The following is a 19552-nucleotide window of genomic DNA, read 5'->3' as shown; positions in this document are numbered from 1 at the left end:
CGAGGCAGTTGGCGGCGACGTTCAGCCTGCCGTCGTGGAACCAGCGGATGTGGACGTCCCCGGGCCCGAAGGAGACGTCCTTCACGCCGTCCAGCGTATAGGGCGTCATCCAGTCGAGGCGCCGCCCCGCCTCGTACCAGAACCCCACCGGATCCTCGATCGAGCGCCGGTAACCCGACGCGTAATCCGATGCCGTCACCTTCGCTCTCGACGCAAAGCTCGACGGCACGGGGTAGATATCCTGGCTCATGCTGTCCTCCCGCATTGGCCGCTTCTCTTTGGCGCGGATTATGGGCGGGCGGGCAGGCCGGGGCAAGTTGACCGAAAGTTGTAGTCGGCGCGGTTAGAGATAGCCAAATCGTCGCATCTGTTCGCCGTGGTCGTGCTCGATCTGGGCGACCTGTTCCGGCGTCAGCTTGTCCTTCCATTGGCCGGACTTGCCGACGCGGAAGAATTTCTGGGAAAATTCGCTGCGTTCCTTGAAGCCGTGCTTGGCCTCCTGGTTCTGCAGCACCTTGAAGGACGAGAATTTGATCGCCCGTTCCAGCCGGTCGCGCGGCGGCTTCAGGCCCAGGAAATGGGCGATGCCGCCGAAGGTCTTCATCGGCTTCTGCTCCATGTCCTCGTAGCGTACGACATGGAAGCCAGGCATGGGGGTATGGGTCCAGCTCAGCACATGTTCGGACCAACTGCCCTGATGGGTGGTGATGGAGTCCTGGGTTCCGCCGGTCCCGGCGGAGGAGGAGCGCATGCGCTCGATCATGCCGTCTATGGTCAGGCCATAGTGATCGGCGGCGGAAATGACGACGTCGCGGGGATCGCGCACGACATAGATGCCGCCGGAAGTGGCCTCCGGAATGATGAAGGGAATGCCGTCTTTCTCGCCCAGCATGGAATGGGTCTTGATGAAGACGGAATCGGGAAAGGCGCCGGTCATCAGGGCCTGGGCGCGCGGGCGCAGCTTGCTGATTTCCGTCTCCGGCCAGCCCCAGGTCGAGGTGCCGGCCACCTTGTCGTACCAGGCGCGGTGATGATCGCCGATGGTGAAGCGCGACAGGGTATCGGGTGGCAGAGGCGCCGGCGGATTGATGAGAAGGTGGTGCAGGAAGGTCCGCAGCCACGTATTGCCGGACTTCGGGTAAGACGCCAACCAGATCAACCCGCCCATTTCGGTCTCCTGAGAATACGACCGGCAATATCGGCAGGATGAATCGCCAAGACAAGACCGGCGGGCGTTTCGCGCCGTGAAAAAGCAAAGCAAAAGGGCGGGGAAATCCCCGCCCTTCGCCTCGACTGTATGTTCTGGATCAGAACGACAGCATGGTACCGATCAGGAACGCGTCGGAGTCCTGGGCAGCCAGGCCCGAGTCGCGGTCGTAGTGGATGTAACCGGCCGACACGCCCAGGCCCGTGGCGACTTCATAGCCACCACCGACGGACACCGCCCAGACTTCCGTGTTCGGGAAGTCGTAGTCCTGCCAGATCGACTGCACGCCGACCGTGAACGGGCCCTGGGCGTACTGGATACCAGCGTCGTAGGACTCGATCTCGATCGCACCGAAGTCCATCATCAGGTACGAACCACCGGCGGTGATCTCGCCGGCGCCGGCCGCGAAGCCGAGGTTCAGGCCGAAGCCGTAGGAGTCGAGATCCGAACCGCCCAGCTCGTTCTCGGTCCAGGCGTAGGTGCCGGACACGCCCAGCGACACGCCCGAGAACTCCTTGGAGAAGTTCAGGCCGGCGGAGAACTGCTGGCCACCCAGGCCGTCGTTGTCCAGGCCGAACTCGTTGACCAGGCAGCCCTGACGCTCTTCGCAGGCTTCCGGCGCATAGGACAGGCCGAGCTGGAAGCCGGCGATGCGCGGGGTGATGTAGGTCAGCTTCACGCCGTCGCCGGTGTTGTTGACCGTGGTCGGGGTCGAACCGAAGACGAAGTTACCGGTGTTGACCGACAGGATGCCGTTGTTGTCCGGAGCCGGCGAGATGTAGCCCATCTTCTCGGAAGCGCCATCGTCTTCACCGAAGATGATCTGACCGAAGGCGCCCTTCAGGTACAGGTACTGCTCGTCGATCTGGTCGCCGGTGGTGTTGCCTTCCAGCTCGATGCGGAAGCCGTAGGTCAGGCCGTTGTCGGCGGTGCCTTCGGCCTTGAAGTGGATCTCGTTGTTCCAGTCGCGGAACGAAACGCCGCGGGAGTTCGGCAGACCGTTGTCACCGAAGATCATCGCGCCCTGGAAGTAACCTTCGACCTTCATGGTCAGGCCATCGGCGTTGGCGGTGCCGGCGGAAAGCAGCGCGGCGGTGGCAAGGGCCGTCGTGCCCAAAAGAAGCTTCTTCATCATCCCCTCGATTCACTGTGAGGTTGCCGGGAGTGGCCCCCGGGGATCCAAGGTCGGATCTCACGCGTCGATTTACATTTCGAGGGGGGGCTTTGGTCAAGCGAAACGGCCCGGGTTTCCGCGACCCGAGAGGACATTCCGTCACCCCTGTTGCACATGCGTAACACCCGCCCGGCCGGCCGGCGAACGCCGCCTGCGCGATAAAATCCGCAAAACGGCGCGGCGGGACCAGGGCCGCCATTGCCTTGCGGAAGTCCATCCCTTAATGAAAGGCAGTCGCCGTGCCGCCCGGCCGGCCACCGATTTCGAGAGGATGAGGGTATATTCATGAAGGGACTGCGTTCGAGCGGCGCTCTCGTTTCACTGGTTTTCATCCTCGCGGTCGCCGGCTGCGACACGGTCGAGACGCAGGCTCAATATCCCGAGCGCCAGCCCTCAGGTAAGACCAGCCCGGTGCCGACCGGCAATGGATCGGGCAGCATCTTCGGCGAAGACGGTCTCGTGCTCTTCGGCGGCGACGGCAAGCCGGTCGATCAGAGCGGCAGCGGCATCGGCGTCAATGCGCTGCTGTGGCGCGCCTCGCTCGACACGCTGTCCTTCATGCCGCTCGCCTCGGCCGATCCCTTCGGCGGCGTGATCATCACCGACTGGTATTCCTCGCCCGACCGTCCGTCGGAGCGGATGAAGGCGACCGTCTACATTCTCGACCGGCGGCTCCGCGCCGACGGCCTGAAGGTCGCGCTGTTCCGCCAGCAGATCGGGCCGGAGCGCCAGTGGATCGACATCCCCGTGGCGGCCGAGACCGTGGGCCAGCTCGAAAACGCGATTCTCACGCGCGCCCGCCAGCTGCGCATCCAGAGCATCGGCGAATAGGGTCGCGACCCTTCCCCGCCCGGGTGCATGGACCGGGCAGGGGCGGGGACAGATGGCTTGCCACCGGTCGAGCCGACGCCCTATATCTCTGTCACTTCGTCGAGCCCGCAAGGGCAGTGAGCAGAGAGCCGATCCTTCCCCATGTCGAACGAGCGTTACAACCCGCGCGCCGCCGAAAAGAAATGGCAGGCGGCCTGGGAGGCGGCGGACGCCTTCCGCGCAGGCGACGACACCAGCCTTCCCAAATATTACGTGCTCGAGATGTTCCCCTATCCGTCGGGGCGCATCCACATGGGCCATGTGCGCAACTACGCGATGGGCGACGTGGTGGCGCGCTACAAGCGGGCGCGCGGCTTCAACGTGCTGCACCCCATGGGCTGGGACGCCTTCGGCATGCCGGCGGAAAACGCGGCGATGGAGCGCAAGGTCCACCCGGCGGACTGGACCTACAAGAACATCGCCACCATGCGCGATCAGCTCAAGTCCATGGGCCTGTCGCTGGACTGGAGCCGCGAGGTCGCGACCTGCGATCCGTCCTACTACCGTCACGAACAGAAGCTGTTCCTCGACTTCCTGAAGGCGGGCCTCGCCTATCGCAAGGAAAGCTTCGTCAACTGGGATCCGGTGGACAATACGGTCCTTGCCAACGAACAGGTGATCGACGGCAGGGGCTGGCGCTCCGGCGCCCTGGTCGAGCGGCGCAAGCTGTCGCAATGGTTCCTGAAGATCACCCATTTCGCGGACGAACTGCTGGAAAGCTTGGACGGGCTGGAGCGCTGGCCGTCCAAGGTCCGGCTGATGCAGGACAATTGGATCGGCAAGTCCGAGGGGGCGCGTCTCGCCTTCCGCTTCAAGGGCGGCGCGCCCGCCGAATCGGTCGAGGTCTATACGACACGCCCCGACACGCTCTATGGCGCCGCCTTCGTCGCCATCGCGGCGGATCATCCGGTGGCGGCCGCGCTGGCCAAGGCCGATCCGGTGCTGGCCGCCTTCTGCGCCGAATGCCGGCGCGGCGGCACTTCCGAGGAAGAGATCGAGAAGGGCGAGAAGCTCGGCTTCGATACCGGTCTCGAGGTCCAGCATCCGTTCAAGCCGGACGAGACCCTGCCCGTCTATGTCGCCAATTTCGTGCTGATGGATTACGGCACCGGCGCCGTCTTCGGCTGCCCGGCGCATGACCAGCGCGACCTCGATTTCGCCCGCAAGTACGGGCTGGAGGTCACGCCCGTCGTCCTGCCCCCGGGCGAGGATCCGGCGAGTTTCGCGGTCGGCACCGAAGCCTATACCGGCGACGGCACGCTCTATAATTCCGACTTCCTGAACGGCCTCGGCACCGCCGAGGCCAAGACCGCCGCCATCGCCAGGGTGAAGGAACTGGGCGCGGGCGAGGGCACGGTCACCTACCGCCTGCGCGACTGGGGCGTATCGCGCCAGCGTTACTGGGGCGCGCCGATCCCGGTCATCCATTGCGACGCCTGCGGCATCGTGCCGGTGCCCGACGATCAACTGCCGGTCACCCTGCCGGACGACGTCAGTTTCGACCAGCCGGGCAATCCTCTCGACCGCCATCCGACCTGGAAGCACGTCGCCTGCCCGACCTGCGGCAAGCCGGCCCGGCGCGAGACCGACACTTTCGATACCTTCATCGATTCGTCGTGGTATTTCGCGCGCTTCTGCTCGCCCCATGTCGAGGGCCAGCCCTTCGACCGGGCGGCGGTCGACTACTGGCTGCCGGTCGATCAGTATATCGGCGGCATCGAGCATGCGATCCTGCATCTGCTCTATTCCCGCTTCTATACGCGGGCCATGCAGGCAACCGGTCATATCGGCATCGCCGAACCCTTCGCCGGCCTGTTCACCCAAGGCATGGTCAATCACGCGACCTACAGGTCGGCGGGCGGCGAATGGCTGAATCCGGCGGACGTCACGACCAATGACGACGGTGCCCTGGTGCGGCTCGGCAGCGACGAGGCGGTGACCCTCGGCCGGGTCGAGAAGATGTCGAAGTCGAAGAAGAACGTGGTCGATCCGGACGACATCATCGAACGCTACGGCGCCGATACCGCGCGCTGGTTCATGCTGTCCGACAGCCCGCCCGAGCGCGACCTCGAATGGACCGAGGGCGGCATCGAAGGCGCCTGGCGCTTCGCCCAGCGCCTGTGGCGCATGGTGACCGAAGGGCTGGAACGGCTGGGCCCCGTGGGTGACACGGCCTTCGGCGACGAGGATTCGGATCTGCGCCGCGCCACCCACAAGACGATCGCCGGCGTCACCGCCGATATCGAAGCCTTCCACTTCAACAAGGCCGTGGCGCGCATCTACGAATACGCCAATGCGGTGCAGGACGCGGTCCTGGGCAAGGCTGGAGCGACGGGCAAGGCCGGCGCCAGCCCGGCGGCGACGCGCGAGGCGCTGGAGACCATCGTCCAGATGGTGGCGCCCATGATGCCCCATCTGGCGGAGGAACTCTGGTCCCTGCTGGGCCGGGACACCATGCTGGTGGCGACCCCCTGGCCGGTCGCCGACGCCGCCCTGGCCGCGGACGACGAAATCACCATCGCGGTCCAGGTCCAGGGCAAGCTGCGCGGCACCATCGCCGTCGCGCCGGACACGGACAGGCAGGTGCTCGAGGAAATGGCCCTCGCGCTCGAAACCGTGCAGAAAGCGATTGACGGGCGCCCGGTGCGCAAGGTCATCGTTGTTCCCGGCCGTATCGTCAACATCGTGGCCTGAACCGATGCCCATGCCGTCCCCAGCCGCAACGCCGGCAGCCGTTGGATCCCGATCCCTTCGCCGTATCCTGCTGGCGGGGGCGGCGGCGCTCGGCGTCGGGCTTTCGGGCTGCGGCTTTCAGCCCATGTACGGCGTGCGCTCGACCTCCGAACAGGCGGAGGCGCTGCTCGGCTCCGTCGCCATCGCGCCGATTCGCGACGACCGCACCGGCCAGATCCTGCGCAACGACCTGATCGACAAGATCTCGGGCGGGCGCTCGGCCCAGAACCCGCGCTATCGCCTCGACGTCGATCTGGAGACCCTGGAACTCGGCGGCCTGATCGAGACCGACGCCTCCATCACCCGCTATACGGTGACCTTCAGGGGCAAGCTGCGCCTCGTCGACGTCGCCTCGGGGCAGGTGGTGATGAACGAACTGGCGCGCGCCACCACGGCCTACAGCGTGCCGGCCTCGGAATATGCCGCGATCACGGCCCAGCAGGACGCCTATCGCCGCGCTTCCGACCAATTGGCCAACGAGATCCGGGCGCGCATCGCCTCCTTCCTCGAAACCCGGCGCAACGGCTGACCGGCGGGCCGCAACGCCCATGAAGATCGCCGGCGCCGCCATCGACCGTTTCGTCGCCAAGCCCGATCCGGCGATGCGCGTGGTCCTTCTGTTCGGGCCGGACGGCGGCCTGGTACGCGAACGCGCGGCGAAACTGGCGCGGACCGTGGTGCCCGACCTGAATGACCCCTTCCGCGTGACCGAACTGACCGGCGCCATGCTCGACGGCGATCCCGCGCGCCTGGCGGACGAGGCGGCGGCAATCTCCATGATGGGCGGTCGCCGGGTGATCCGGCTCCGCGACATCGCCGACAAGCACGCCAAGCTGATCGCGGGCTTCCTGGAGGATCCGGTGGGGGATGCCCTGATCGTCGCCGAGGCGGGCGACCTGCCCAACCGGCGCAGCACGCTCCGCACCACGGTGGAGGAGGCGCGCAACGCAGCCGCCCTGCCCTGCTATGCCGACGATGCCGCCTCCCTCGACGAACTGGTCGATTCGGTGCTGCGGGCGGCCAAGCTGGAGATCGAGCCGGCGGCCCGGCAATGGCTGCTCGACCGGCTCGGCGCCGACCGGGCCCTGTCGCGCGGGGAATTGGACAAGCTGGTGCTCTACATGGGGCCGGGGGCGAGTCAGGTGAGCCTGGACGACGTTCGCGCCGCCGTCGGCGATGCCTCCGAGATCGGCATCGACGACGTGGTGCAATCCTGCCTGGGTGGCGACATGGCGCGGCTCGAGCGCAGTCTCGAACGCTGCCGTCAGGCGGGGGAGAATGCCATCACCATCCTGCGTGCCGTCTCGCGCCAGACGCTGCTGCTGCAGAATGCGCGCGCCCTGATGGACGGCGGCCTGTCGCTGGATCAGGCGCTGGGCGCCATGCGCCCGCCCATCCGCTTTCCCCGCGACCGCGCCTTCAAGCAGCAATTGCCGCGCTGGAGCGGGCAGCGCCTGCTCGACGCCGTCGACCTGCTGGTCGAGGCGGAACTGGACTGCAAGACCACGGGCAACCCGGCCGATGCCCTGACCGCCCGCGCCCTCATGCGCATCGCCGGCGTCGCCGCCCGCGCCGCGCGGCGGTAGCTCACCCCATCTTCATCAGCATGGGGCCGAGGGCGTGGCCGCCGGCGATGTGGATGTGGAAATGGGGGACTTCCTGGTGGCTGTTCTCGCCGTGGTTGGCGATCAGGCGGTAGCCGGAGCCGTCGACCCCGACGAGACGGGCGACGTCACCCACCGCGCGGACGAAATCGGCGATCTCCGCATCGGACGCCCGCGACGAGAAATCGTCGAAGGAGACATAGGCCCCCTTGGGGATCACCAGCACATGGACCGGTGCCTGGGGACGGATGTCGTGGAAGGCGATGGTGTGGTCGGTCTCGTGGATCTTGGTGCAGGGGATCTCCCCGCGCAGGATCTTGGCGAAGACGTTGTTGGGATCATAGGTCATGGCGAAGCTCCCGACGATCGACGCTGGTCTCACTCAGATATGGGGGCGGGACGCCTTTTCCTCGACCCCCGACTTGCCCTCGCGGGCTTCCAGTTCGGCCCAGACGGCGGCGGGTTCGATGTCGCGTTCGGCCAGCAGGATGAAGAGGTGGAAGATCAGGTCCGCCGCCTCGCCGACCAGTTCGTCGTCGCTGCCGGCGACCCCGGCCAGCGCGGCCTCCACGCCCTCCTCGCCGACCTTCTGGGCGATCTTGGCGCGGCCCTTGGCGAAGAGGCGGGCGACATGGCTGTTGGCCGCGTCCGCGCCCTTGCGTGACTGAATGACCCGGTAGACCCGGTCCAGGATCGCGGGATCGCCCATGGTGCCGTCCTCAGAGCCGCATCGGCACGCCGCGCGATGCCATGTGTTCCTTGGCTTCGCGGATCGAATAGGTGCCGAAATGAAAGATGGAGGCGGCGAGCACGGCCGAGGCGTGGCCCTCGGTCACGCCATCCGCCAGATGGTCGAGGGTGCCGACGCCGCCCGACGCGATCACCGGCGCGGTGACGGCGTCGGAGACGGTGCGGGTCAGGCCGATGTCGAAACCGGCCTTGGTGCCGTCCCGGTCCATGGAGGTGAGCAGGATCTCGCCGGCACCCAATTCCACCATGCGTCGGGCCCATTCGACCGCGTCGATGCCCGTGGGGCGGCGCCCGCCGTGGGTATAGACCTGCCATTTGCCCGGGCCGTCCGCCTTGGCGTCGATCGCGACGACGATCGACTGGCTGCCCACGGTTTCCGCCGCCTCGCGGACGAAATCGGGGCGGGCGACGGCGGCGGAATTGATCGAGACCTTGTCGGCCCCCGCCAGCAGGAGTTGGCGGACGTCGTCGAGGGTGCGGACGCCGCCGCCGACCGTCAGCGGCATGAACACCTGTTCGGCGGTATGGCGCACCACGTCCAGCATGATGGCGCGGTCGTCGCTGGAGGCGGTGATATCCAGGAAGGTGAGTTCGTCGGCACCCGCCGCGTCGTAGATCCGCGCCTGTTCGACCGGGTCGCCGGCATCGCGCAGGTCGACGAAATTGACGCCCTTCACCACGCGCCCGTTGTGGACGTCGAGGCAGGGGATGATGCGGGACTTCAGCATCAGGCCGCCTTCCTGGTCAGGGCCAGGGCGGCGGCGGGGTCGAGCCGGCCGTCATAGAGCGCGCGGCCCGAAATGGCGCCGGCGATGGGCGTGCCCTCGACCGCCATCAGGGCCTCGATGTCGCCGAGGCCGGCGAGACCGCCCGAGGCGATGACCGGGATCGTCACCGCATCGGCGAGTGCAGCCGTCGCGGCGACGTTGACCCCGGTCAGCAGGCCGTCGCGGGCGATGTCGGTGAAGATGATGGCGGCGACGCCCGCATCCTCGAAGCGCTTCGCGAGGTCGATCGCCGTGATCTCGGAGGTCTCGGCCCAGCCTTCGACCGCGACCATGCCGTCGCGGGCGTCGATGCCGACGGCGATCCGGCCGGGGAACAGCCTGCAGGCCTGGATCACCAGATCCGGATCCCGCAAGGCCGCCGTGCCCAGGATCACCCGGGCCAGTCCGCGCGCCAGCCAATTGGCCACGGCTTCGAGACTGCGGATGCCGCCGCCGAGCTGCACGGGCACGTCCGTCGCCGCCAGGATCGCCTCGACCGCCCGGGCGTTCACCGAAGTGCCGGCGAAGGCGCCGTCGAGATCGACGACATGGAGCCATTCGAAGCCCTGGGCCTTGAAGGCGGCGGCCTGGGCGCCGGGGTCGGGGTTGTAGACCGTGGCACGGGCCATGTCGCCCTGGGCCAGACGGACGCATTCGCCGCCCTTGAGGTCGATCGCGGGGTAGAGAATCACGGGCGCCACCTGAGGAAGCCGGCGATGAGCGACAGGCCGAAGGACTGGCTCTTCTCCGGGTGGAACTGGGTGCCGAACATATTGTCGCGCGCGATGATGGCGGTGACCGGTCCGGCATAATCGGCGGTCGCCACCAGATCCTCGTCGCGTTCGACCTGCAGGGCGTAGCTGTGGACGAAATAGGCGTGTTCGCCGGACCGGGCATGGCCCATCACCGGGTGGTGGTGGCGGACATGCAGGTTGTTCCAGCCCATGTGCGGGATCTTCAGGGCGGGATCGACGGGCGTCAGCCGGTCGACGGTGCCGGGCACCCAGCCGAAGCCGGCATGATGGCCGTGCTCGTGCCCCTCGGTCGCCATCAACTGCATGCCGATGCAGATGCCGAAGAAGGGCCGGGCCTTCTCGACCACCTGTTCGTGCAGGGCGTCCATCATGCCGGGGATGGCGGCGATGGAGGTCTTGCAATGGGCGAAGGCGCCGTCGCCGGGCAGGACGACGCGGTCGGCGGCGGCGACCACTTCCGGCCTGTCGGTCACCACCACCTGGTCGGGACGAAGGCCGACGTCGGCGCCCATGCGCTCGAACGCCTTGGCGGCGGAGCGCAGGTTGCCCGCGCCATAGTCGACGATGGCGACGGCGGGACGCGCGGCACTCATGACCGCGCCCCCAGCACCACGCGGTCCTCGGCCTCGCCCAGGGTTTCGGCCATCACCACCTTGACCGCCGGCCGGCCCGCCCTGGCGAGCAGGCGGCGGCGGACCTCCCCCGCTTCCAGCCCGACATAGAGGGATGCGCCGAGATAGACGAAGAGCGGCAGCGGACTGCCCGGCAGCAGGAAGATGGCACCGGCGATCCCGGCCATGACGACCCCGGCCCAGATCCCCAGCGCCAGGAAGGCGCCATGGGCCAGCAGCCACACCGGCGTGAACAGGAAGGCCGTGAAGGAGAAGCGTTCCGCCACCAGTTCCGCGCCCGAGTTGCCGGGGTGCACCGTATAGGCGACGGCCCGCATCACAGGGTGCCGCCCAGCACGCCCTTGGTCGAGGGCACGGCGCCGGTGGCGCGCGGGTCGATCTCCGACGCCGCGCGCAGCGCGCGGGCCAGCGCCTTATAGCTGCTCTCGACGATATGGTGATTGTTCTCGCCGTAGAGATTCTCGACATGGAGCGTGATTCCGCCCGCTTGGGCGAAGGCCTGGAACCATTCCTTGAACAGTTCCGTGTCCATTTCGCCCAGCTTGTCGCGGGTGAAATGCACCTTCCAGATCAGATAGGGGCGGTTGGAACAGTCCAGCGCGACGCGGGTCAGGGTCTCGTCCATGGGGATCAGCGCATCGCCATAGCGCCGGATGCCCTTGCGGTCGCCCAGCGCCTTGGAGAAGGCTTCGCCGATGGCGATGCCCGTGTCCTCGGTGACATGGTGGAAGTCGATGTGGGTGTCGCCCTTCGCCGTCACCTCGAGATCCATGAGGGAATGGCGCGACAATTGTTCGAGCATATGGTCGAGGAAGCCGACCCCGGTCGAGACCTTGTAGCGGCCGGTCCCGTCCAGGTTGATGGTGACCGAGATTTCGGTCTCCTTGGTCTTGCGGGCGATCGTGGCGGTCCGCATGGCTTTCCCTCGGTTGAACGTATGGCGCCCCTTTAGCATGGGCCGCCGCGATAGGCCATATTCCTTACATGGATGCGGCGCGTCCCGAGGGAAGGGGCCGCGCCGCGGATGGTTCAGGGCACGGCGGCGACGGTGCCGGCAAGCCCGCCCGCCGAATAGCGGTCCATGTTCTGGCGCATCAGGCGCAGCGCGTCGTCATAGGCGGCCTTGTCCTCGGCGCGGATGTCCATGGGCACCGGGCGAGGCGCCCGGGTGCCGGTCCGATGCGCCGGGAAGAAGCGGCGCGTGTCCTCGGTCGCGCCGGCGGCGGCGGTCGCCGTTTCGGTACTGGCGGCTTCGGCGGCCGCGGTCTCCTCGCCGCCCATGGCGCGGATCAGCGTGTCGAAGGCGGCCGGGCTCAGCTGCGGCACGGTCCCGGTCGCGGGGTTGGAGACGGGTTTCGCCTGGGCCATGGCAGTCTCTCCGTTGTTCGGGCCGGGGGACGTCGGTGTCGCAGCAATCGCCGTGGGAGCGGGGGCCGTGGTCGCCGCGTCGGCGACGCGCGTGCCGGCTTCGGCGATCAGGCCGCCCGGGCCGGCGGCGACGGCGGTGCCGGTGACCGCTTCGCCGCGACCGAAACCGAGGGCGGTCACGACCAGTTCGTCGGGCGCTTCGCCGGCCACCTGTTCGACCAGGGCACCGGCCATGGCGACGCCGGCGCCGACCACGCCGCCATAGAGCGCGCCGCCGACGATGCGCGCGACGGGGCCGATCTCGTCGCCGGTGATGCCGCGATAGATGCTGGAGACGATGGGGATGTGCTGCAGCGGATTGATGATGTCGAGAAAGTCGCCGAACGACGCCTCGGGATCGCCCGGCCGGGTCGGCGCCATATAGGCGGCGGTGTCCGCATCCATGTCCCGGCGCTTGCCGGGCAGCAGCACGGGCAGTCGGCGGCTATGGGCGTCTGTGGCTTCGACAGTCATCGGCGATCCTTTCCGGGATCACCGTTGCAAGCGTCGGGCCAGTAGAATTTCCTAGAAAATCAAGGAGTTGGTTCCGGCGGAAACTGTGCCCGGCAGGGTTTGCCGGGTCGAATCTTCACAGCAGGTGGCCGCTCTTGGCCTTCTTGGTCGCCAGGTAGAATTCATTGTGGTTGTTGGCCGGGAAGGCGTGGGGCACCCGTTCCACGACATTGATGCCCGCCGCCTGCAGGCCGGCCACCTTCTCCGGATTGTTGGTCATCAGGCGCACCGCGTCGAAGCCCATCAGGCGCAGCATCTCGGCCGCCGGGCGGAATACGCGCTCGTCCGGATCGAAGCCCAGGCGCTCGTTGGCCTCGACCGTGTCGAAACCCTGGTCCTGCAGGCGATAGGCCTTCAGCTTGTTCATCAGGCCGATGCCGCGCCCTTCTTGCGCCAGGTAGAGAAGGACACCGCCGCCCGCCTCGGCGATGGCCCGGATGGCGCCGCGCAACTGCTCCCCGCAGTCGCAGCGCAGCGAACCCAGAAGATCGCCGGTGAAGCATTCCGAATGCAGGCGCCCCAGCACCGGCTCGTGGCGGGGCGGGTCGCCGATCAGGATCGCCAGATGCTCGATCCCGCCGTCGGCCGGGCGAAAGCCGATGATGCGCGCCGCCTCGGCATCGGCCAGCGGCACCCGCGCGTCGGAGACGATGCGCAGCCCGCGCGCCGCTTCCTCGTCATAGGTGGTGATGTCGGCGGCGGGCACGCGCAGCAGGCCGTCGTCGGCCGCGCCGGCCTCGACGGCGAGGACGGCGGGCAGCAGGCGCGCCAGTTTCAACAGCTTGACGGCGGCGAATTCGGCCGCCAGGGGGCCGCGCCGCAGCACCGCGAAGGGCCCGCGCAGGGGATGGTCGAGGTCGGCCGTCGGATCGGCAAGGGAGGCGATGGTGGCGGCGTCGATCGCCGCCCCGTCCAGGGGAAGGGCGACCGGATCGCCCACCAGCGGCCGGATCTTCAGGGTCGCGGCCCGGCGATTGGTGAGCAGCAGCCGTGCGCCGGGCGCGGCGAAACCGGCCAGCCGTTCCGGGGTTGCATATTCGGCGGCGGCGATGCGGAGCGCGTTGCCGTCGCCATCCTCGACCACGACGTCGAGCCCGCGCCGAAGCTCGGACGCGGCGCGATCGACGGTGACGAGGCCGGAAACGGGGGCATGACCGAAAGGTGACGACATGGCGCGCAGTCTAAGCACAAGTTTTCCCCCGATGCAGCCGATGATCGACGACGTCGCGTCATGGCTCCCTTGCGGGGCGCGGGGACAAGCCGCAGAATCCGCCGCAATGACGAATCGTGCCGAAGCGACGCGCGCCCCCCGCGGCGCGCACGCCCCCGAGGGGGATATAGCCGCCAGACGCCTGCTGGTGGCCGTGGACGACGACATCCTGGCCCGCGCCCTGGCCGAGCCGCTGCGCGACGCCGGCTTTCCCGTCGCCGTCTGCGCGCTGGATGCGGCCGGCGACGGCATCGGCGCGGCCGACCTGATCCTCGTGGATCGCGCCGCCGCTGTCGAAGGCGCCGACGCCCGCGTGATCGCCGCCGGCTGCATGGTGCCGGTGATCGCGCTGGCGGCGGCGGACGACGCAAGGCCGCCGGCCGGTCCCGGCGGCCAGGTGCTCCTGCTGCGGAAACCCCTGCGCGTCGAGGCGCTGGTCGACGGTGTCCGTGCCGGCCTCGCCGCCGGGGCGGGTTCCCTGGTCATCGGGCCGTGCCGGCTGTTCGCCTCGTCGCGCACCCTGGTCGGTGCCGGCGGCGAGGTCCGCCTGACCGACAAGGAGACCCAGATCCTCGCCCGTCTGGCCGCGGCCATCGGCCGCGTCGTCCCGCGCGAGACCCTGCTGGCCGACGTCTGGGGTTATGGCGGCGCCGTCGCCACCCACACGATCGAGACCCATGTCTACCGTCTGCGCCGCAAGCTGGCGCGCGCGGTCGCCGGCGGCGCCGCCCTGATCAAGGCCGAGGGCGGCGGATATCGCCTGGCGCTCGCCTGATTCCGCGACCCCGCCTCCCGCCCGCTGCGGCTTGACAGAGACCGGTGGAGACAGGAAGTTGCCGATCCCGAGTTCATCGGGCTGAGCATTCTCGGATGGAGACCACGATCATGTCGGTATCGCTGACCCTGCCGGACGGCAGCCTGCGCTCCTATCCGGGGCCGGTCAGCGGCACTACCCTTGCCGCCGACATCGGTCCCGGTCTTCTCAAAGCGGCGCTCGCCATGCGCGTCGACGGCCGCCTCGTCGATCTCGCACACGAGATCGACAGGGACGCCAAGGTCGAAATCGTCACCCGCAAGTCCGACGAAGCCCTGGACCTGCTGCGCCACGACTGCGCCCATGTCATGGCGGAGGCGGTGCAGGAGCTGTTTCCCGGCACCCAGGTGACGATCGGCCCGTCGATCGAGAACGGCTTCTACTACGATTTCGCGCGCGACGAACCCTTCACCCCGGATGATCTGGCGGTGATCGAGAAGCGCATGCACGAGATCGTCGACCGCGACGAGGCGATCAGCCGCGAGGTCTGGGACCGCGACGAGGCGGCCGATTTCTTCCTCTCGAAGGGCGAGATCTACAAGGCCGAGATCATCCGCGACATCCCGGCGGGCGAACAGATCAGCCTCTATCGCCAGGGCGGCTTCATCGACCTCTGCCTCGGCCCGCATCTGCCCTCGACGGCAAAGCTCGGCCACGGCTTCAAGCTGATGAAGGTGGCCGGCGCCTATTGGCGCGGCGATCACCGGAACGCCATGCTCCAGCGCGTCTACGGGACGGCGTGGCGCGACGAGAAGGAGCTGAAGGACTATCTCCACCGGCTGGAGGAAGCGGAGCGCCGCGACCACCGCAAGCTGGGCCGCGAGATGGATCTCTTCCACATCCAGGAGGAAGCCGTCGGCTCCATCTTCTGGCACGCCAAGGGCTGGACCCTCTATCGCGCCCTCGAAAACTACATCCGTCGCAAGATCGAGGCGGACGGTTACGAGGAGGTGCGCACGCCACAGCTCATCGACAGTTCGCTGTTCATCGCCTCGGGCCACTGGGAGATGTATGGCGACAACATGATGAAGGTGCCGCTGGAGGAAGGTAAGCGCACCCTGGGCGTGAAGCCGATGAACTGCCCCGGCCACGTGCAGATCTTCAAGCAGGGTCTCGTCTCCTATCGCGACCTGCCGATCCGCATGGCCGAATTCGGCTGCTGCCACCGGAACGAACCCTCGGGCGCGCTGCATGGCATCATGCGCGTGCGCCAGTTCGTGCAGGACGACGCCCATGTCTTCTGCGCCCCCGAACAGGTGGTGGAGGAGACGCGGAAGTTCTGCCGCCTCCTGGAAAGTGTCTATGCCGATCTCGGCTTCGACGATTTCCAGGTCGTGCTGGCGACGCGCCCCGAAAAGCGCATCGGCACCGACGCGGAATGGGATCAGAACGAGGGCGATCTGGCCGCCGCCATCTCCGCCGCCGGCATGTCCTATACGGTCTCGGAAGGCGACGGCGCCTTCTATGGCCCGAAGATCGAATTCCATCTGCGCGACGCCATCGGCCGGACCTGGCAGTGCGGCACCCTGCAGCTCGACAGCCTGCTGCCCCAGCGCCTCGACGCGAGCTATATCGCGGCCGACGGCTCGAAGCAGCGTCCGGTCATGCTGCATCGGGCGATCCTCGGTTCGATGGAACGCTTCATCGGCATCCTGATCGAGCATTACGCCGGTCACCTGCCGCTGTGGCTGGCGCCGACCCAGGTGGTGGTCGCCACCATCACCTCGGACGCCGACGATTACGCCGAAGAGGTGGCCGGCCTCCTGAAGGCGCGCGGCCTTCGGGTCGAGACGGACCTGCGGAACGAGAAGATCAATCTGAAGGTGCGCGAGCATTCGCTGGCCAAGGCGCCTTATATGATCGTCCTCGGCCGGCGCGAGGCGGAGAACCGCCAGGTCGCGCTGCGCACCCTGCTCGGCGGCAAGCAGTCGGTGATCGACCTGACCGAGGCGCTGGATAAGCTCGCCGGGGAAGCCCTGCCGCCGGCGTGACGAGAGAAGGGGGCCGACCGTGACCAGAGAGCTGCCGCTGTCGGCCTTCATCATCACCCTGAATGAAGAGGACCGCCTCGGCCCCGCCATCGAGAGCCTGAAGCCGCTGACCGGCGACATCGTCGTCGTCGACAGCGGCTCCGGCGACGGCACGGTGGCGCTGGCGGAACGGCTCGGCGCCCGTGTCGTCCACAACGACTTTCCGGGTTACGGCCCGCAGAAGCGTTACGCGGAAAGCCTCTGCGCCAACGACTGGGTTCTGAACCTCGACGCCGACGAGCGGGTGACGCCCGAACTGGCCGACGAGATCCGCGCCCTCTTCGCGGCCGGCCGGCCCGAGCACGGCGCCTATCACACGCCGATCCTCCAGCTCTACCCCCATCAGGACCGGCCGACCCCCGGCGCCTTCGAATACGACCCCGTGCGGCTCTACGACCGCGCGCGCTCGCGCTATGCCGACAGCAAGGTCCATGACCGCGTGGTGCTGGGCGATGGCGTGACCACCGGGCGCATGACGGGCGGCATCCTGCATCAGTCGATCCGCTCCCTCTCGCATCTCATCGAGAAATCGAACGCCTATACCGACCACCAGCTCCAGGAAATGCTGGCCAAGGGGCGGAAAGTCTCGGGCGCGCGGCTGGTCATCGAATTCCCCTTCTCCTTCCTCAAGGCCTATGTCGGGCGGCGTTACTTCCTCATGGGGCTCTATGGCGTTTCCGTGGCCGCGACCTATGCCTATTTCCGCCTCATGCGCCTCGCCAAGCTGCATGAGGCCGGGCTGATCGCGAAGAAGCGCGGGGGACGGTCTTGAGCGGCGCCGTCATCCTCTGGGGCGCGACCGGGCAGGCGCGGGTGCTGCGCGCCATCCTGGCGGCGGCCGGCACCGGCATCGAGGCCGTGTTCGACCGTTCGCCCGTGCCGGCGCCGTGGGACGATGCCCCGCTCTTCGTCGGCGAGGCCGGATATCGGCAATGGCGCGCCGGTTTCCGGGGCGACGTCCTGCCCGGACTGCTGGTCGCGATCGGCGGTTCGCGCGGCCGGGACCGGTTGGAAATCGCCGCGCGCCTGGGGCGGGAGGGGCATGCCCTGCCGGAGATCCGCCATGCCGCCGCCGTGGTCGAGCCCTTCGCCGAAACCGCGCCCGGCTGCCAGATCCTGGCCGGCGCCGTGCTCGCGGCGGGGGCCGTGCTCGGCGAACAATGCATTCTCAACACCAATGCCGGCGTCGATCACGATTGCCGTCTCGGCCCCGGCTGTCACGTCGGTCCGGGCGCCACGCTCTGCGGCGAGGTGGTGTTGGGCATCAATTGTTTCGTCGGCGCCGGCGCCGTGGTGCTGCCCCGGATCCGGATCGGCGACGATGCCGTGATCGGCGCGGGCGCGGTGGTCACCCGCGACGTCGCTCCCGGTGCCGTGGTCGTCGGCAATCCCGCGCGCGTACAGGAGCCGCGATGAAGATCACTGTCGGCGTACCGGTCTACAACGGCGCCTCCCATCTCGCCGAATCCCTGGCCTGCCTGGAGCGCCAGACGCGCGGCGACTTCAAGGTGCTCGTGTTCGACAATCGCTCGACCGACGAGACGCCGGCCATCGTCCGCGCCTTCTGCGACCGCGATCCCCGCTTCACCTATTTCCGGCAGGCGGAGAACCGGGGCCCGGCGCGGAATTTCGCCGACGTGCTGGATGCCGCCGACACGCCCTACTTCATGTGGCGCGCCCACGACGATCTCAGCAGCGATGATTTCATCGAGAAGACGGCGGCCGTCCTCGACCGCGACGAGGGGCTGGCGCTGGCGGCGAGCCGGGTCGTCAGCGAGAAGATCATGCCCGACGGCACCATCGCCCGGACGCGCGAGATTCCCTTTCGCCTGGCGCGGAAGAGCGGGCGGGTGTCGAACATCACCGCCAATCTGGGCGTCATGCACCAGTCCTGGTTCTACGGCCTGTGGCGGCGCGCGGCGATCCACGACATCTGGCACCGGATCTATGGCGCCTATCCCTATGCCTGGGCCTCCGACTTCCTGATGATCTATGCCGCCCTGGTCGGCGGCGGCATCGGCGGCACGGACGCGGCGGTGTTCCGCCAGCGGATCTTCGCCAAGCCGTCCCAGCATGCCAGTCAGGCCGCGCCGCGCGATGCCGCGGATCTGAAGACGCGGCGCGATCTCTTCGCGCATCTGTGCCGGGCGGAGGCGGGCTTCGACGCGCTTCCCGCGCTCGACCGGCTGCGCCTCGGCCTCGCCATCGACCGTTTCACCAGCGATCGGGTCGGCAGCCGTCAGAAACTCCTGAAGCTGCGTCTCAAGGCTCAGCGATAGGACCAGACGAAGCGTCGCCACAGGCGGCGCAGCGGGTCGACCCCGGTCACCATGGCATCATCGCCCCAATTGAGACGGGCAAGCTTGCGGCGCTTGCGATTGCTGCCGGCGTCATAGGCGTGGGTGCGGTTGTCGGCGAAGATCAGGCCTTCCTGATCGCCGCTGCGGAAAGTCCGGCTCTTCGGCCAGTCGGCGGTCAGCCAATAGTGGCCGAAACGATCGGCGACCACGGGCACGAGGCCGCGCCGCTCGATCTGACGGGTCATGGAATCGGGACCGGCTTCGAACAGGTTGCCGCCGTATTTGCGCTCGCGGTCGCGAAAGTCGAGCGCGGCGAACAGCGCGCGCTCGATCAGGAAGCCGGTGGTGCGGATCGAGGGATTGGGAAAGGGCGTCGTCTCGTTCAACGCCTCCCAGCCCGACGATGCCCCGACCACGCCGCAAGCCGGCACCGCGTCATAAGCGCCCAGCATGAGCCGGCCCCAATCGGGCGCCAGCACGCGGGACCAGGAAACGAAATAGAGCAGGTGGTCGTGATCATAGGCGCCGGCGACGTCGAAGAAGACATTGGTGGCGAAAGTCTCGTCCGAGGCATGGAAGACCAGGATCCGTTGCAGGCCCGGCGCCGTGAAGCCGTCGAGGGCCGGATCTTTGGCCGCTTCCGGATAGCCCTTCTGGATGACGATCAGGTCATAGGGCACGCCGGCGCCATGCTCGGCCAGGCTTTGCAGGAAGCGGAGGAAATAGCGCCTCGGGTTGGCGTGGCGCGAGAGATAGACGACGCCGAGAGACATGCGGGACCGGGAA

22 protein-coding genes are annotated in these 19552 nt (G+C 67.9%); 9 read left to right on the top strand and 13 right to left on the bottom strand.

Translation table 11 applies throughout. From position 1 onward, the window contains the following. The 3 genes from L2U69_RS17915 to L2U69_RS17905 all read right to left on the bottom strand — a co-directional run. Positions 1–250, bottom strand: a 250-nt coding sequence (locus L2U69_RS17915) for an acetyl-coenzyme A synthetase N-terminal domain-containing protein (protein WP_329605426.1), incomplete at its 3' end; no start/stop codon positions are given. Between the two features lie 93 nt (positions 251–343). Next, the gene (locus L2U69_RS17910) at positions 344–1168 is read right to left on the bottom strand and encodes a sulfotransferase domain-containing protein (protein WP_236108502.1); all 825 of its coding nucleotides are present in this window, start codon (positions 1166–1168) and stop codon (positions 344–346) included. Between the two features lie 139 nt (positions 1169–1307). Continuing rightward, a complete protein-coding gene (locus tag L2U69_RS17905; protein WP_236108501.1) occupies positions 1308–2342 on the bottom strand; it encodes a porin in 1035 nt (344 codons plus the stop codon). A gap of 324 nt (positions 2343–2666) precedes the next feature. Between L2U69_RS17905 and L2U69_RS17900 the strand changes: the two genes are divergently transcribed. From L2U69_RS17900 to holA, 4 genes are all read left to right on the top strand, one after another. Further along, complete coding sequence (locus tag L2U69_RS17900; RefSeq protein ID WP_236108500.1) at positions 2667–3212, top strand: DUF3576 domain-containing protein; 546 nt, start codon at positions 2667–2669, stop codon at positions 3210–3212. A gap of 141 nt (positions 3213–3353) precedes the next feature. Beyond that, positions 3354–5945 carry a leucine--tRNA ligase gene (gene leuS, locus L2U69_RS17895; protein WP_236108499.1) on the top strand — a complete coding sequence of 864 codons (2592 nt, stop codon included), beginning with the start codon at positions 3354–3356 and terminating at the stop codon, positions 5943–5945. 10 nt (positions 5946–5955) lie between these two features. Next, positions 5956–6513 carry an LPS assembly lipoprotein LptE gene (gene lptE, locus L2U69_RS17890; protein WP_236108498.1) on the top strand — a complete coding sequence of 186 codons (558 nt, stop codon included), beginning with the start codon at positions 5956–5958 and terminating at the stop codon, positions 6511–6513. Positions 6514–6532: 19 nt separating this feature from the next. Next, on the top strand, positions 6533–7570 hold the full coding sequence (holA, locus tag L2U69_RS17885; RefSeq protein WP_236108497.1) for a DNA polymerase III subunit delta: 1038 nt from the start codon (positions 6533–6535) through the stop codon (positions 7568–7570). Between the two features lies 1 nt (position 7571). Here the strand turns inward: holA and L2U69_RS17880 are convergent, their stop codons facing one another. The 9 genes from L2U69_RS17880 to ribA all read right to left on the bottom strand — a co-directional run bounded on the left by L2U69_RS17880 (position 7572) and on the right by ribA (position 13583). Beyond that, complete coding sequence (locus L2U69_RS17880; protein ID WP_236108496.1) at positions 7572–7937, bottom strand: histidine triad nucleotide-binding protein; 366 nt, start codon at positions 7935–7937, stop codon at positions 7572–7574. A 33-nt stretch (positions 7938–7970) separates the two neighbouring features. Continuing rightward, the gene (locus L2U69_RS17875; protein WP_236108495.1) at positions 7971–8297 is read right to left on the bottom strand and encodes a phosphoribosyl-ATP diphosphatase; all 327 of its coding nucleotides are present in this window, start codon (positions 8295–8297) and stop codon (positions 7971–7973) included. Between the two features lie 10 nt (positions 8298–8307). Then, positions 8308–9066, bottom strand: coding sequence for an imidazole glycerol phosphate synthase subunit HisF (gene hisF, locus L2U69_RS17870; protein ID WP_236108494.1), 759 nt, complete (start codon positions 9064–9066; stop codon positions 8308–8310). Further along, positions 9066–9797 carry a 1-(5-phosphoribosyl)-5-[(5-phosphoribosylamino)methylideneamino]imidazole-4-carboxamide isomerase gene (gene hisA, locus L2U69_RS17865; RefSeq protein ID WP_236108493.1) on the bottom strand — a complete coding sequence of 244 codons (732 nt, stop codon included), beginning with the start codon at positions 9795–9797 and terminating at the stop codon, positions 9066–9068. The genes hisF and hisA overlap by 1 nt, the downstream gene beginning before the upstream one ends. Then, complete coding sequence (hisH, locus tag L2U69_RS17860; protein ID WP_236108492.1) at positions 9794–10453, bottom strand: imidazole glycerol phosphate synthase subunit HisH; 660 nt, start codon at positions 10451–10453, stop codon at positions 9794–9796. Before hisH ends, hisA begins: the two co-directional genes overlap by 4 nt. After that, positions 10450–10809, bottom strand: coding sequence for a DUF2628 domain-containing protein (locus tag L2U69_RS17855; protein ID WP_236108491.1), 360 nt, complete (start codon positions 10807–10809; stop codon positions 10450–10452). Before L2U69_RS17855 ends, hisH begins: the two co-directional genes overlap by 4 nt. Next, complete coding sequence (hisB, locus tag L2U69_RS17850; protein WP_236108490.1) at positions 10809–11408, bottom strand: imidazoleglycerol-phosphate dehydratase HisB; 600 nt, start codon at positions 11406–11408, stop codon at positions 10809–10811. The genes L2U69_RS17855 and hisB overlap by 1 nt, the downstream gene beginning before the upstream one ends. A 113-nt stretch (positions 11409–11521) precedes the next feature. Then, positions 11522–12373, bottom strand: coding sequence for a hypothetical protein (locus L2U69_RS17845; RefSeq protein WP_236108489.1), 852 nt, complete (start codon positions 12371–12373; stop codon positions 11522–11524). Positions 12374–12488: 115 nt separating this feature from the next. Continuing rightward, positions 12489–13583 carry a GTP cyclohydrolase II gene (gene ribA, locus L2U69_RS17840; protein ID WP_236108488.1) on the bottom strand — a complete coding sequence of 365 codons (1095 nt, stop codon included), beginning with the start codon at positions 13581–13583 and terminating at the stop codon, positions 12489–12491. A gap of 106 nt (positions 13584–13689) precedes the next feature. On the opposite strand from ribA, the gene L2U69_RS17835 reads away from it, so the two are divergent. The 5 genes from L2U69_RS17835 (at position 13690) to L2U69_RS17815 (ending at position 18745) form a co-directional block, all read left to right on the top strand. Continuing rightward, positions 13690–14397, top strand: a complete 708-nt coding sequence (locus L2U69_RS17835) for a winged helix-turn-helix transcriptional regulator (protein ID WP_236108487.1) — start codon at positions 13690–13692, stop codon at positions 14395–14397. Positions 14398–14507: 110 nt separating this feature from the next. Next, positions 14508–16427 carry a threonine--tRNA ligase gene (gene thrS, locus L2U69_RS17830; protein ID WP_236108486.1) on the top strand — a complete coding sequence of 640 codons (1920 nt, stop codon included), beginning with the start codon at positions 14508–14510 and terminating at the stop codon, positions 16425–16427. Between the two features lie 19 nt (positions 16428–16446). Next, positions 16447–17238, top strand: coding sequence for a glycosyltransferase family 2 protein (locus L2U69_RS17825; RefSeq protein WP_236108485.1), 792 nt, complete (start codon positions 16447–16449; stop codon positions 17236–17238). After that, entirely contained in the window at positions 17235–17882 is a 648-nt protein-coding gene (locus tag L2U69_RS17820; protein WP_236108484.1) for a NeuD/PglB/VioB family sugar acetyltransferase, read from the top strand. Before L2U69_RS17825 ends, L2U69_RS17820 begins: the two co-directional genes overlap by 4 nt. Further along, a complete protein-coding gene (locus L2U69_RS17815) occupies positions 17879–18745 on the top strand; it encodes a glycosyltransferase family 2 protein (protein ID WP_236108483.1) in 867 nt (288 codons plus the stop codon). The genes L2U69_RS17820 and L2U69_RS17815 overlap by 4 nt, the downstream gene beginning before the upstream one ends. Here L2U69_RS17815 and L2U69_RS17810 read toward each other — a convergent pair. Next, positions 18736–19539, bottom strand: a complete 804-nt coding sequence (locus L2U69_RS17810) for a hypothetical protein (protein WP_236108482.1) — start codon at positions 19537–19539, stop codon at positions 18736–18738. The two genes, L2U69_RS17815 and L2U69_RS17810, sit on opposite strands and share 10 nt — an antisense overlap. Positions 19540–19552: the final 13 nt, after the last annotated feature.

It is taken from the genome of Zavarzinia marina, from assembly GCF_021568905.1.
In the GTDB taxonomy this organism is placed as follows: Bacteria; Pseudomonadota; Alphaproteobacteria; order Zavarziniales; family Zavarziniaceae; genus Zavarzinia; species Zavarzinia marina.
Note: the sequence above shows the minus strand (reverse complement) of the source record. Positions and strands in the feature narration are given on the sequence as shown.